The 13,215-nt window shown below is 38.9% G+C and carries 13 protein-coding genes and 1 pseudogene; 5 read left to right on the forward strand and 9 right to left on the reverse strand.

What is annotated here, in order from left to right:
- Positions 1-110 precede the first annotated feature (110 nt).
- Entirely contained in the window at positions 111-1,991 is a 1,881-nt protein-coding gene (gene mnmG, locus AOLE_RS06395) for a tRNA uridine-5-carboxymethylaminomethyl(34) synthesis enzyme MnmG (RefSeq protein WP_013197329.1), read from the forward strand.
- A gap of 377 nt (positions 1,992-2,368) precedes the next feature.
- Here the strand turns inward: mnmG and AOLE_RS20590 are convergent, their stop codons facing one another.
- Positions 2,369-3,376, reverse strand: a complete 1,008-nt coding sequence (locus AOLE_RS20590; protein ID WP_013197330.1) for a helix-turn-helix transcriptional regulator — start codon at positions 3,374-3,376, stop codon at positions 2,369-2,371.
- 227 nt (positions 3,377-3,603) lie between these two features.
- On the opposite strand from AOLE_RS20590, the pseudogene AOLE_RS06405 reads away from it, so the two are divergent.
- The 4 genes and pseudogenes from AOLE_RS06405 to AOLE_RS06420 all read left to right on the forward strand — a co-directional run bounded on the left by AOLE_RS06405 (position 3,604) and on the right by AOLE_RS06420 (position 7,307).
- A pseudogene (locus AOLE_RS06405) lies at positions 3,604-5,155 on the forward strand (circularly permuted type 2 ATP-grasp protein).
- A gap of 22 nt (positions 5,156-5,177) precedes the next feature.
- Complete coding sequence (locus AOLE_RS06410) at positions 5,178-5,774, forward strand: alpha-E domain-containing protein (protein ID WP_013197331.1); 597 nt, start codon at positions 5,178-5,180, stop codon at positions 5,772-5,774.
- 2 nt (positions 5,775-5,776) lie between these two features.
- Positions 5,777-6,556: a transglutaminase family protein gene (locus tag AOLE_RS06415; RefSeq protein WP_013197332.1), complete on the forward strand. Its 780-nt coding sequence runs from the start codon at positions 5,777-5,779 to the stop codon at positions 6,554-6,556.
- A 16-nt stretch (positions 6,557-6,572) separates the two neighbouring features.
- The gene (locus tag AOLE_RS06420) at positions 6,573-7,307 is read left to right on the forward strand and encodes a proteasome-type protease (protein ID WP_013197333.1); all 735 of its coding nucleotides are present in this window, start codon (positions 6,573-6,575) and stop codon (positions 7,305-7,307) included.
- Positions 7,308-7,366: 59 nt separating this feature from the next.
- On the opposite strand, the gene alr is transcribed toward AOLE_RS06420, so the two are convergent.
- From alr to cyoC, 8 genes are all read right to left on the reverse strand, one after another.
- Positions 7,367-8,437, reverse strand: coding sequence for an alanine racemase (gene alr, locus AOLE_RS06425; protein WP_013197334.1), 1,071 nt, complete (start codon positions 8,435-8,437; stop codon positions 7,367-7,369).
- Positions 8,438-8,469: 32 nt separating this feature from the next.
- Entirely contained in the window at positions 8,470-9,915 is a 1,446-nt protein-coding gene (gene dnaB, locus AOLE_RS06430) for a replicative DNA helicase (RefSeq protein WP_004791451.1), read from the reverse strand.
- 198 nt (positions 9,916-10,113) lie between these two features.
- Entirely contained in the window at positions 10,114-10,560 is a 447-nt protein-coding gene (gene rplI / locus AOLE_RS06435; protein WP_004700828.1) for a 50S ribosomal protein L9, read from the reverse strand.
- 8 nt (positions 10,561-10,568) lie between these two features.
- Positions 10,569-10,796, reverse strand: a complete 228-nt coding sequence (gene rpsR / locus AOLE_RS06440) for a 30S ribosomal protein S18 (protein ID WP_004791454.1) — start codon at positions 10,794-10,796, stop codon at positions 10,569-10,571.
- An 11-nt stretch (positions 10,797-10,807) separates the two neighbouring features.
- Positions 10,808-11,191 carry a 30S ribosomal protein S6 gene (gene rpsF, locus AOLE_RS06445; RefSeq protein ID WP_004791455.1) on the reverse strand — a complete coding sequence of 128 codons (384 nt, stop codon included), beginning with the start codon at positions 11,189-11,191 and terminating at the stop codon, positions 10,808-10,810.
- Between the two features lie 184 nt (positions 11,192-11,375).
- The gene (cyoE, locus tag AOLE_RS06450; protein ID WP_005306754.1) at positions 11,376-12,254 is read right to left on the reverse strand and encodes a heme o synthase; all 879 of its coding nucleotides are present in this window, start codon (positions 12,252-12,254) and stop codon (positions 11,376-11,378) included.
- A gap of 10 nt (positions 12,255-12,264) precedes the next feature.
- On the reverse strand, positions 12,265-12,594 hold the full coding sequence (locus AOLE_RS06455) for a cytochrome o ubiquinol oxidase subunit IV (protein ID WP_004643325.1): 330 nt from the start codon (positions 12,592-12,594) through the stop codon (positions 12,265-12,267).
- Complete coding sequence (gene cyoC, locus AOLE_RS06460) at positions 12,594-13,214, reverse strand: cytochrome o ubiquinol oxidase subunit III (protein WP_004700835.1); 621 nt, start codon at positions 13,212-13,214, stop codon at positions 12,594-12,596. The genes AOLE_RS06455 and cyoC overlap by 1 nt, the downstream gene beginning before the upstream one ends.
- Position 13,215: the final 1 nt, after the last annotated feature.

The raw sequence follows: 13,215 nt of genomic DNA on the forward strand, positions 1-13,215 counted from the left end.
AACATGTGGAGTACCGTAAACCGTGTAGAGACAATTTTGTAATTATGTACATCAATAAGCAGATAATTTTGCTATAATGTTCCGTCTTTTTTTTCTGGTGTTTTGTACTCATGCACTACCCTAAAGTTTATGATGTTATTGTTATCGGCGGCGGTCACGCAGGTACGGAAGCGGCCCTTGCTGCTGCGCGTATGGGACGACAGACTTTGCTTTTGACCCATAACATTGAGACTTTGGGTCAAATGAGTTGTAACCCAGCAATCGGTGGTATTGGTAAGTCGCATTTAGTACGCGAAATTGATGCACTTGGTGGCGCAATGGCGTTAGCTGCCGATAAAGGTGGTATTCAGTTCCGTATTTTAAACTCGCGTAAAGGCGCAGCAGTGCGTGCAACACGTGCTCAAGCTGACCGTGTGCGCTATAAAGCTGCCATCCGCGATACTTTGGAAAATCAAGCAAATCTTGATATTTTCCAGCAAGCAGCTGATGACCTGATTGTTGAAGGTGATACAGTTAAAGGTGTAGTTACCCAAATGGGTATTCGCTTTGATGCTAAAACTGTGGTGTTGACTACAGGTACATTCCTAGGCGGTGTAATTCACGTTGGTTTAGAAAAATCAAGCGGTGGCCGTGCTGGTGATCCACCTTCTATTGCACTTGCTCAACGTTTACGTGAATTAAAACTACCTGTGGGGCGTTTAAAAACTGGAACTCCACCACGTATTGATGCGCGTTCGGTTGATTTTTCAGTCATGATTCCACAGCCGGGTGATTTCCCGTCTCCGGTCATGTCATTCATGGGTGATGCTTCTATGCACCCAGAACAAGTAAATTGTTATATCACGCATACGAATGAAAAAACTCACGACATTATTCGTGGTGGTTTAGATCGTTCACCAATGTATACCGGTGTTATTGAAGGTGTTGGTCCACGTTACTGCCCATCAATCGAAGATAAAATTCACCGTTTCGCTGATAAAGACTCACATCAAGTATTTTTGGAACCAGAAGGTTTAGATACACACGAGCTTTATCCAAATGGTATTTCGACTTCGCTTCCATTTGATGTGCAGTTTGAGCTTGTTCGCTCTATTCGTGGTATGGAAAATGCGCATATTTTGCGTCCAGGCTATGCGATTGAATACGATTATTTCAATCCGCAAGCTTTGAAATTCACCCTCGAAACTAAAGCGATTAATGGTCTATATTTTGCTGGCCAAATTAATGGTACGACAGGTTATGAAGAGGCAGGTGCTCAAGGTTTACTTGCTGGCTTAAATGCTGCGCGCCGTGCGTGGGAGCAAGAAGAGTGGACACCTAAGCGTGACCAAGCTTACATGGGTGTGTTGGTTGATGACCTCATCACTTTAGGAACCAAAGAACCGTACCGTATGTTTACCTCACGTGCGGAATACCGTTTGATGCTACGTGAAGACAATGCAGATCAGCGTTTAACGACTGTTGGTCGTGAACTTGGTTTGGTTGATGATGTTCGTTGGGCTGCTTATTGTGAAAAAATGGAAGCGGTTGAGCGTGAAACCTCTCGTTTACAACATTTGTGGGCAGCACCAAATAACCCTATGGGTAAGAAATTCGTTGAGATGACGGGTGCTGACTTAAGTAAAGAATGTAGCGCAATTGATTTGCTTAAACGCCCTAATATTAGCTTTGGTCAAATTGCAGAACTTACAGGTTCTGAAGTTTCTGAGCAGGTTGGTGAGCAAATCGAGATTGCTGTGAAATACGAAGGTTATATTAACCGTCAGCATGAAGATGTGGCACAGTTAAAGCGTCTTGAAGAAACTAAAATTCCTACCGATTTTGATTATGACGTCGTGTCTGGTTTATCTCGCGAAATTACCCAGAAATTAAAAACAGTTCTTCCGGAAACATTAGCTCAAGCAAGCCGTATTCCTGGTGTTACACCAGCAGCTGTTCAGCTTGTAATGATCACAATTCGTAAAAACAATATGATTAAGAAAACAGCTTAATCATTTAAGTGTACAAAAAGCCCAGTTAAGACTGGGCTTTTTTATTTTCTGTTCAAAAAATATATGGAAACTTCCTAAGGAAGAAAATAGATTTCGCTTCCTTTTTTTCTTATTTCACATATTTCAGGTAGCCAGTTATATTAAATTCACGTTCAAACAAGAGGGCTTTAACCATGACAATGAAATCAATTCGCTACAATGGATATGAAATGGCATGCCAATGTTCATGTTCAAAATAGCGCAAAAGAAAGAGCAGATCAGTTTTGTAGGGGGAGAACAGGCTGATCTGAAACAACTATAAATATAAGAGCCAATATAAAATTAAGAAAATTATAATTCAAAATCTAAAGAGAACCTTATGGTTCTCTTTTTTATATCTATTTATTTTCAGACTCAATTTCTCGTACAGCGTTGTGTACTTGAATTGGTTCAATATGCAGTAATTTTTTGCCAAAACTACGTAGCCACCACACAAGTTGAGATGTAAAAGGTACTGTTGCGGTAACTTCTACAATATTTTCTTCAAGTGGAATGATAGTTTGGTCCTTACTTAACTGACTTTCATAGAAAGTTCGAGCAGTTTGCTCTGTCATAGTTAATGTGAGCCGGATTGATTCAGTTGGCTGTTTATAGTCCACTCTGAAGCCTAAAGCACCTGAATCAATATAATGATCAATATCAAAATTGACAGGATGCAGTGCTCGACTATCTAAGACTTTTGCTGATTTAAAACGGTGCAAGGCAAATGTTTGAACTTCAGTTTTGTCATGCCGTGTGCAAATCAAATAAATTACTGCACCTTTTTGTACCAAAGCCAAAGGATTTAAAACATAAGTTTTGTCTTCACCTTGATTTACTCGAGCCTGATAAACACATTCAATTTGTTTGTCTTGGAGTAGACCTTCATAAATTGCTTGTTGAGCAGCACGGTCGACTACAGGTGGAATAAGTGGTTGGCTTGCGGGGACAATACGTACTCGGTTAATCCACTGTCTTACATTATTTTGTGTAGAGAGGCTGCGTTTAGCTAAATCAAACCAAGGTCCCATCTCATCAAGAAGACTAGGTGGAAGCAAGTGTTTAAGATGCTCCTCAACCATCATAAAGGTTACTGCCTGAGAGCTCGTCATGTGAGGTAAGCTCTGAATAGGCGCATCGGATTGCCACCGCCAGCCCTGAGGTACGGCCTTATTGCTTTCAATCGGAAAGCGCTGAGCAATTTGATTTAAATCACGCTGAATAGTCCTTAAACTGATATCAATACCTTCACGTTCAAGCATTTCTTGTAATTCCCGTGTTCCGATCCATTTACCGGTTGGAAGGCGAGACAAGATCTGCCATTGGCGATATAAACTATTCGAAGTTTCTTTTTCTATTACAGACATAAGCGTAATACATCTATATCCAATTGCTTTGGTGTCAACACAATAAAAAATCTTTACACATTTAGCAAGTTTGTCAGATTCGGTTTACTGAACCTTTTACAATCGATGTTAAGATTTAGAAGAAGAAAGCTATAACAAAACACCGTAAAAATATTAAACATATATAAGTGGCACTGAAATTGCTTATTTAAAAATGAAATATAGATAAATGATAAGACGAGGTGGTTATGTCAGAACAAGAGCATGAATTACATATAGATAATGATTTTTTTATACAAGAGCAGACAACTACGGCACTCATTAACCCAACCTCTTTTTTAGAACATATTTCCGTACAAACCAATCTATTTGAACAGCTAAAATCAGAATTTTTTAATGAGATGCTGGATGATGTGACATCAAATGGAGCGGCTTCTAAAAAAAATTGAACAATGGTTGAGTATTCGTACTTTAGATGAGTTAAAAGAATTAAATGCTCAAGCGAAGCGGCATTTTCTTTATCATGGAATTACTTTTAACGTATACGGTGATAAAGAAGGTACAGAGCGAACGATTCCTTTTGATTTAATTCCACGGATAATTGAAAAAAAACAGTGGGAGAAAATAGCTTCGGGCTGTGCGCAGCGCGTTAAAGCATTAAATTATTTCCTAGATGATATTTATCATGGACAACATATTTTAAAAGAACAACTGATTCCCGAAGATCAAATCATGGGGAATGAGGCTTTCCAACCCCATATGCTCAAACATGCTTTGAAAGGTAAAATTTATTCACAAATTAGCGGAATTGATATTATCCGTGATGGAGAAGGAGAGTTTTTTGTATTGGAGGATAATTTAAGAACACCTTCTGGTGTGTCTTACATGATCGAAAGCCGAAACATTAGCCAACAATTGATGCCGGAGCTATGTGCAGCCAATAATTTACAGGGAATTGAGCATTATCCAAAACTTTTAAAAGAAATATTGCAGGAGAATTCACCTGCGGATCAACCTTTTGTGGTTGTACTAACACCGGGACGTTTTAACAGTGCTTTTTATGAGCATGCTTTTCTAGCACGTGAAATGGATGTTCCACTAGTTACAAATCGGGATTTATTTGTCGAAAATGATCAAGTATTTGTCAAAACTATTCGCGGGCGTCAAAAAGTAGATGTGATTTACCGCCGATTAGATGATGATTTTCTAGATCCTTTAGCATTTAGACCAGACAGTGCCTTAGGTGTAGCAGGACTTATGTCCGCTTATTTGCAAAAAAATGTGGTGATTGCAAATGCACCTGGAACAGGCGTGGCTGATGATAAATCTATTTATCCTTACGTAGACCAAATGATCCAATACTATTTGGGTGAAACACCAATCTTAAAAAATGTACCTACTTATCAGTGCCGTAAAGATGAACATTTAGATTATGTGCTGTCTAATTTAGATCAATTGGTTGTTAAAGAAGCACAGGGTTCAGGTGGTTATGGCATGTTAATTGGGCCTAAAGCCAGTTCGTGTGAAATTGATGACTTTAGAAAAAAATTGATCGCCACGCCTCATATGTACATTGCACAACCTACCTTAGCTTTATCTGTTGCTCCGACTTTAACGACAGGAGGGGTGGCTGAACGTCACATTGATTTGCGTCCATTTGTATTGAGCTCACCTTATCGTACAGAAATAGTACCGGGTGGCTTAACACGTGTGGCGATGCAGGCTGGCTCTCTAGTCGTAAATTCGTCCCAAGGTGGCGGTATAAAAGATACATGGGTTGTCGAAACATTACATTCCTGATTGTGGGTTAAAGAGGAACTTTATGGTTTTACTCAATTCGAGTGCGCATCAAATATATTGGTTGGGTCGATATTTAATGCGAGTTAAATTCGCAGCCTCTCATTTACCCTTTACACAAGATGAGAAAGCAACAAAATTTGCAGCAGCATTTGGTTTGGTCATAGAAAATGCTGAATTACTAAATCACTATATGTTAGACAAGAAGCAAACATTTTCATTACTGAACCAGTTCATTATTGCTAAAGATAATATTCAGGAACTAAGAGGTATATTGTCATCAAAGGCTTATGCAGAATTAAATCATGTTATTAACACGCTTGAAGCTCAACCTGAAATCTTGAGAAATGCAGTTGAACAATGTACTCAAATACTAGAAGCGGAAAATGAAGATGTATGTTTATTTCTGCATTTAGGTCAAAAAATAGAGCAATTTGATATTGAGTTACGTTTTGGACAAGATTTATCTGCTCTGGTGTTGGAGCTAGATATTTTGGTGAAACGGCTTGCTGACTTAGGTTGGGAGACTATAGATCAAAATTGGCAAGTGCTGAAACAGCAACTTAAGTGGGACGCTTATTATACTTTTACGCAGCAGTTGGAAAATATGTTTGAGGTCTAATTATGAAATTGATGGTTAATCATCAAACGCATTATAGCTATACGGAAACTGCTCAAAACAGTATTCAGTATATTAAAATGATGCCTCAAACATCGCCGCATCAACATGTTATGAATTGGGCAATTAGCGTGCCGGGTGACAAAACGATTAAAAGGGACATATTTAACAATGTCTGGATGACGGCTAGTCAGCGCTATCAATACCAACATCTTACATTCATGGCTCAAGGGATTGTTGAGCTTCAAGATGTAGAGCTGGGTTGTGTAAATTTATCTACACCTACAAATTTGTTTTTGCAGATGACAGGTGCAACACGATGTGATCCAGAAATGTTGGATTTTGCTAGAAATATTGTATTAGTCAAAGATCGACAGCATATTGCATTATTAAGTGAATATATTTTACAGAAAATACTTTATCAGCCTGAAAGTACTTCAGTTCAGACAACTGCAGCTGAAGCCTTTCATGCTGGAGAAGGTGTATGCCAAGATCATGCTCATGTTTTAATTGCAATGTGTCGTGCGCTACAATTACCAGCACGTTATGTCTCTGGTTATCTATTTGATCAAAACTATCCGCACCTTGCCAGTCACGCTTGGGCGGAAGTATTTGTAGAAAATCAGTGGTATTGTTTTGATGTAAGCAATCAGTTGTTTACACCCAAACATCATATCTACCTTGCAGTTGGCCGTGACTATCTCGATGTGGCACCTATTCGTGGTGTAAGAGAGCAAGGTGGAGTTGAGAACATGATGTCTGTGGTTCAAGTGTTGGCATGTTGAATGTAAAGAGAATGAAATGACTTATTGTTGTGCGCTAAGATTGGAACAAGGTTTAGTGTTTATTAGTGACACGAGGACTAATGCAGGAGTTGACCATATTTCTGTGTTCCGAAAATTGCATACTTTTGGCGTTACCGGAGAACGTTTTATTGCCTTGCAAACAGCAGGTAACTTAGCCACAACGCAAGCTGTTATAGGTCATTTGCAAAATGCGCTTACTTTACAGCAAGAGCCTAATTTATATAGTGTTAATACGATGTTTGAGGCAGCAGAACTTATTGGTAAAACTTTAAAAGCTGTTTTAGAGGATATTAGTTCGGACACCCAAGAACAAATGAATTACGCCTGTAGTATTTTGGTGGGTGGACAGATTAAAGGTGGTGACATGCAACTTTATAATGTCTATCCACAAGGCAATTTTATTTGTGCAACGACGGATACGCCTTATTTTCAAATTGGTGAAAGTAAATATGGCAAACCGATTCTGGACCGAGCTTTATATTATGCAATGCCATTAGATGATGCATTACGTTGTAGCTTAATTTCTTTTGATTCGACTTTACGTTCAAATGTTTCTGTTGGTTTACCACTGGATGCATTGATTTATATAAAAGATAGCTTTGTAATTCCGATGGGAAAACGAATTACAGAAGATGATCCTTATTTTTCACAAATCAGTCGGCAATGGTCCGATACTCTACGCCGCGGCTTACAGGAAATGCCAAAACCGACTGATGACTACTGGCGATAAAATTTTGAGTACATAAATAAAAAATCCAAGCATGCTTGGATTTTTTTTAATTTTATTATTTAACTGCTTTTACGAGTAGGGCGATTGCTTAAGCGACAGAGTAATTCATATCCTATTGTTCCGTTTGCATCTGCAACATCATCCACTAAACGGTGTGCACCCCAAAGTTCGACTGGCGTACCTAATTTTACTTGCATACCTGTCACGTCGATAGCAAGCATATCCATACTTACTCGACCTACAACTGCACAGAGCTGTTTATCAATAGCGACATAATTTTGTTTAATATAAGCTCGTGGATAACCATCACCATAACCTATAGAAACAATCGCGATATCCATTGCTTGCTTTGCGCAAAAAGTGGAGCCATAACCGACATGCTCATTAGTCTGAATATGGTTTAGTGCAATGACTTCTGCTGAAAAAGTCATGACTGGTTTTAAGTCAAGATCATGGACTGTTTTATCTGCAAAAGGTGAAGCGCCGTAAAGCATAATACCCGGACGAACATAATCAAAATGTAATTCTGGCCATTTATAAATAGCAGCAGAGTTACAGCAAGATGCTAAAACTGGTTCACAAGCTTGTTTAACTTGTAAAAATTGTTGCTTTTGTTGTTCATTAAGCGGGTGGTCTACATCTGCATTTGCGAAATGCATTGCCAGCACACAGGTAAATCCTTCGGCTTTTAAAGTTTTAATAACTTCAATAATTTCAGTAACTTTAAAGCCTAAACGGTTCATGCCGCTATTAAGCTTAACCCAGACTTTTAAACCTTGAGCGATGTATTTTTGCTTATACTTAATTAACCATTCAAATTGTTGTTGATGGTGAATTACACATTCAAATTTTTGTTCAATTGCAATTGGCATTTCATCTTCAGAAAATACCCCTTCAATTAAAGTAACAGATTGTTGAAATCCGAGTTCACGAATTTCTAAACCTTCTTGTAGGCAGGCGACACCAAAGGCATCTGAGGCATTTAAGGCTGCTAAACAGTCTTTGATTCCATGTCCATAACCATTAGCTTTCACCATACTTACAATTTTTGAATTTGCTGCGAGTTGTTTGACACGGTTTAAATTATATTGAAGCGCATTACGATCAATATAAACTGTTGCTTGGCGCACCCTCATTTACTCCTTTGGGCTAGAGATAGAGTTTATTCTTCATCATCATATTGGCTGTAATACTCAGGAGAGAGATTACTAAATCGAGTATATTGACCTTCAAAGGCAAGACGGACTGAACCAATTGGACCGTTACGCTGCTTACCAATAATAATTTCTGCGGTACCAGCTTCTTTAGACTCTTTGTTATAAACCTCATCACGGTAAATAAACATAATTAAGTCGGCATCCTGCTCGATCGCACCAGATTCACGTAAGTCGGACATTACTGGGCGTTTATTTGGACGGTTTTCCAGACTTCGGTTGAGCTGGGAAAGTGCGATAACTGGGCATTGCATTTCTTTTGCTAATGCTTTCAAGCTACGTGAAATTTCGGAAATCTCACCTACACGGTTATCACCCATGCCAGGAACTTTCATGAGCTGCAAGTAATCGACCATGATACATCCAATTTTGCCATCATGCATTTTTGCAACGCGTCGAGCGCGGGCACGAAGTTCCGTTGGAGGTAGGGCAGATGAGTCATCAATATACAAATGCATTTGTTGAAGTTGTAAAATGGTACCAGTCACTTTGGTCCATTCATCTGCATCTAAGTTCCCCGAACGTAAATGTCCTTGGTGAACTTTACCCATTGCAGAAATAAGACGCATCGCAATCGAATCTGCTGGCATCTCCATAGAGAAAACCAGAGCGGGTAGCTTGTTATATTGCAAAACACTTTCAACCAAATTCATGGCAAAAGTAGTCTTACCCATCGATGGACGTGCAGCAACAATAATTAAGTCACCAGGCTGCATACCAGATGTTTTATTATCAAGTTCTAAGAAGCCTGTGGTTAAACCTGTAATATTGCCATCGAGTTTTGAGAGCTCATCAAGTTTACTAATTACATCGGCGGTAACAGAGCTAATAGATTTAGGACCTGCATCCTTTTTATTGTTATTGTGCTGTTCTGCTAAAGAGAAAATACTTGTTTCGGCCAAGTCTAGAATTTCGCTAACACCACGACCTTTTGTGTCATAAGCATTTTGTAAAATTTCAGTACTAACTTTAATCATGCTGCGAAGCGTAGAGAATTCTTTAATTTTACTGGCATACGTTTCTAAGTTATAGAAACTTGATGGTGAATCAGCCATAAGCTGCATCAAATACTCTTCACCACCAATTGCATCGAGTAAATTTTGTTTTAAGAGCCAGTCACTTACTAACACAGCATCATAAGGAGAGTTTTCTTGTGCTAGTTTCTCAATGGCACGATAGATATATTTGTGACGTGTTGCATAAAAATCATTTTCTTTTAATAAGTCGCTGACTTGTTCAAAAGATTCGGCAACTGTCATTAAGGCCGCAAGAACAGCCTGTTCAATGGCTAAATTGTGTGGGGGAGTGCGAAACTCTTTAAGTTGGCCTGATTCACTCGTCTTATTTTCTGTTGGAGATGAAAGGGTTAAAGAAGTGGCATTCGCCTGAGACATAATTAGACCTGATGATAAAGAAAGATGTACGCAAATAGCCTGTAAGGCCGAGAACTATCTTAAAACAAAATGAAATAAACTACCTAATTAAAAAACCAATTAAACTAAAGAACTGATCAGGAATTAATATATCTTATTTTAAAAATAGGGCACATAAAAAAAGAGCATGCAGAAGCATGCTCTTTTTTTGATGAGAAATTACTCAGATACGATAGTAACGAGAACTTCTGCAACAACATCATGATGCAATTGGATTGCGATGTTGAATTCACCAGTGTGACGAAGCGCGCCATTCGGTAAACGAACTTCTGCACGGTCAACTGTAAGACCAGCATTCGTTAAAGCGTCAGCGATGTCACGAGTACCGATAGAACCGAAGAGTTTACCTTCGTCACCAGCTTTAGCAGTGATAACGATGTTAACTTCATTCAATTGTTCAGCACGTGCTTGAGCAGCAGCTAAAATTTCAGCTTCTTGCTTTTCAAGTTCAGCGCGACGAGCTTCGAAAGCAGCAGTGTTAGCTTCAGTAGCTGCAACTGCTTTACCTTGAGGGATAAGGAAGTTACGGCCGTAACCAGCTTTAACTGATACTTTATCGCCTAATTTACCAAGGTTCTTAATGCGTTGTAATAAGATAACGTCCACAGATCACCTCACTTATGGTTGTCAGTGTACGGAATCAAAGACAAGTAGCGAGCTTGCTTGATAGCAAGAGCTAATTGACGTTGATAACGAGCTTTAGTACCAGTGATACGGCTAGGAACAATCTTGCCGTTTTCAGTGATGTACTGTTTTAAAGTATCGATATCTTTGTAGTCGATGTACACAACATTCTCAGCTGTAAAGCGGCAGAACTTGCGACGACGGTAAAAACGTGCCATTGATGTTCTCCTTATTCAGCGTCTTGAGCAACTTGCTGTGCTTCTTCACGTTGAGCTTTACGCGCACGCTTTTCTTCAGCACTTTTAGCAAGCAATGACTCTTCAGTGATTGCGTGTTCACGACGAATGATAAGGTTACGAATGATCGCGTCATTATAACGGAACAATTCTTCTAACTCATCAAGTGTAGTTTGACCACACTCAACATTCATAAGAATGTAGTGCGCTTTGTGAATTTTGTTAATTGGGTAAGCCAATTGACGACGGCCCCAATCTTCTAAACGGTGAATTTGACCTTCAGCTTCTTTGATCTGAGAGATATAGCGTTCAACCATACCTACAACTTGATCGCTTTGATCTGGGTGTACTAAAAGTACGATTTCGTAATGACGCATTGTCAGCTCCTTACGGTTTAAACAGCCCCTAATAAATAAAAAATTAGAAGCAAGGAGTCATAACTTGAAAGTTATGTCGCAAAATTTGCGAAGGCTGAATTATAAGTAAAAGTTCGACTAAAAACAAATCTTTTGATGAGAAAAGTAAAACTTCTTTACTATCGAGGAGGAAATCCTCCCTTATTTAAAAGAGAGGAAGATTTGGAGCAGGGGATTGATAGGTAAAGCTAAAGCTCAAACTTAACAAGGTAATTAATATGACCGAGTAAAGGAAAAAACGTTTAGCCCAAAGTTGGTCATTTTCAGCTTTAAAGCCAATAATTGATAAATAGAACCAATACGCTGTTAATGCATTAAAAGTTACTAGAAAAAATATATTGGTATAGCCAAAACAATATAAACCATTCAATACGGCTGCAAACAACACAATATAAATGACACACTCTACTTTCGTACGATAAATAGAACGTGCAACAGGCAGAATGGGGATTCCCGCATTTTTGTAATCGTCAAAACGATAAATAGCAATTGCCCATGAATGTGGCATTTGCCATAGCGCGTAAGCTAAAAACAAAAGTAAAGCGGCTACATCAAAATGATGAGTTACTGCTGTATAACCAATAACAGGAGGGCTCGCTCCGGAAATACTACCAATGACGGTTTGATGGATTGAGGTGCGTTTTGTCCACAAACTATAAAAACCGACATAGACAACAAAACCAATCATTGCAAACAAGAAAGCGTAAGCATTTACACCGAACCACAAAATACTAAAACCGATAAGTCCAAGAACAAATGCATATATAAGTGCAACAGTAGGAGAGATGGTTTTTTTGACTAATGCACGGTTTTGCGTGCGCTGCATTTTTGTGTCGATGTCTTGGTCTATCACATTATTTACAACACAACCAGAAGCGACAACTAAAGTTGTTCCAAGTAAGGTGAGTAGTAATAATAAGATGTCTATAGAGCCTTGGGCGGCTAAGAAGAAGCCGCCCAAGGTGGTAATGAAATTACCGAAGAGAATTCCTGGTTTAGTCAGGAATAAATATTTTTTCAACATGACAATCAGTTTAGATCATCATATTGTAGTGAAGGTAATTCATAATCCACACAGAACCGATTAAAAGCACAGCGATACATAAGATTGTGTAGATGAATGCAATCATATTCCAGCGTTGTTCAGATGATGTATTCATGTGTAGGAAGTACACAAGTTGTACAAGAACCTGAGCCACAGCAGCAATAGCAATTACTGTAACTAAGATGCCACGACTGAAACCACCCGCCATCACCATCCCGAACGGGATGATGGTGAGGATAACAGAAAGGATAAATCCAACAGTGTATTGCTTAAAGTTACCGTGTGACGCACCTGCAGCATTATGGTCATGACTACTCATTAGAGAACTCCCAGTAAGTAAACGACGCTGAATACACAGATCCAAACGATGTCAAGGAAGTGCCAGAACAAGCTTAAGCAAGCTAGACGACGTGTATTCGGTAATGTCAAACCTTTAGTTTTGATTTGATACATCAATACCAACATCCACACTAAACCAGAAGTTACGTGGATACCGTGTGTACCAACCAAAGTAAAGAACGATGATAAGAATGCACTGTGAGTTGGACCATGACCTTCTTCTACAAGGTGATGGAACTCATAAAGCTCCATTCCAATGAACGTTGCACCAAAAAGGAATGTAATAAATAACCAAGTGATAACTTGATTTACATTCTTTTTATAAGATGCAAGTACAGCAAAACCGAAAGTTACCGATGAAATCAATAAGGCAAATGTTTCAGTTAACACGTAGCCTAGTGATTCATGGAACAGTTTATATGCACTTGGAGTACCTTCTGGAACATGACTGCTTAACACAGCGAACGCAATGAAGAGTGATCCGAAAAGAATCAAGTCACTCATCAAGTATGTCCAGAAACCAAAGACCGTTAAATCTGTATCATCATGCTCATGATGACCATCATGGCCGTGGTTGTCGTGATGAAGTACTTCAGCCATT

The organism is Acinetobacter oleivorans DR1 (assembly GCF_000196795.1).
Lineage (GTDB): Bacteria > Pseudomonadota > Gammaproteobacteria > Pseudomonadales > Moraxellaceae > Acinetobacter > Acinetobacter oleivorans.

Excerpts from the sequence above, each read along its gene's own strand:
- AOLE_RS06455 (WP_004643325.1), bottom strand. The coding sequence starts at position 12,594 with ATGAGTAGTCATGACCATAATGCTGCAGGTGCGTCACACGGTAACTTT.
- AOLE_RS06420 (WP_013197333.1), top strand. The coding sequence starts at position 6,573 with ATGACTTATTGTTGTGCGCTAAGATTGGAACAAGGTTTAGTGTTTATT.
- rpsF (WP_004791455.1), bottom strand. The coding sequence starts at position 11,191 with ATGCGTCATTACGAAATCGTACTTTTAGTACACCCAGATCAAAGCGAT.
- AOLE_RS06410 (WP_013197331.1), top strand. The coding sequence starts at position 5,178 with ATGGTTTTACTCAATTCGAGTGCGCATCAAATATATTGGTTGGGTCGA.
- AOLE_RS20590 (WP_013197330.1), bottom strand. The coding sequence starts at position 3,376 with ATGTCTGTAATAGAAAAAGAAACTTCGAATAGTTTATATCGCCAATGG.
- cyoE (WP_005306754.1), bottom strand. The coding sequence starts at position 12,254 with ATGTTGAAAAAATATTTATTCCTGACTAAACCAGGAATTCTCTTCGGT.
- cyoC (WP_004700835.1), bottom strand. The coding sequence starts at position 13,214 with ATGGCTGAAGTACTTCATCACGACAACCACGGCCATGATGGTCATCAT.
- dnaB (WP_004791451.1), bottom strand. The coding sequence starts at position 9,915 with ATGTCTCAGGCGAATGCCACTTCTTTAACCCTTTCATCTCCAACAGAA.
- mnmG (WP_013197329.1), top strand. The coding sequence starts at position 111 with ATGCACTACCCTAAAGTTTATGATGTTATTGTTATCGGCGGCGGTCAC.
- AOLE_RS06415 (WP_013197332.1), top strand. The coding sequence starts at position 5,777 with ATGAAATTGATGGTTAATCATCAAACGCATTATAGCTATACGGAAACT.
- rpsR (WP_004791454.1), bottom strand. The coding sequence starts at position 10,796 with ATGGCACGTTTTTACCGTCGTCGCAAGTTCTGCCGCTTTACAGCTGAG.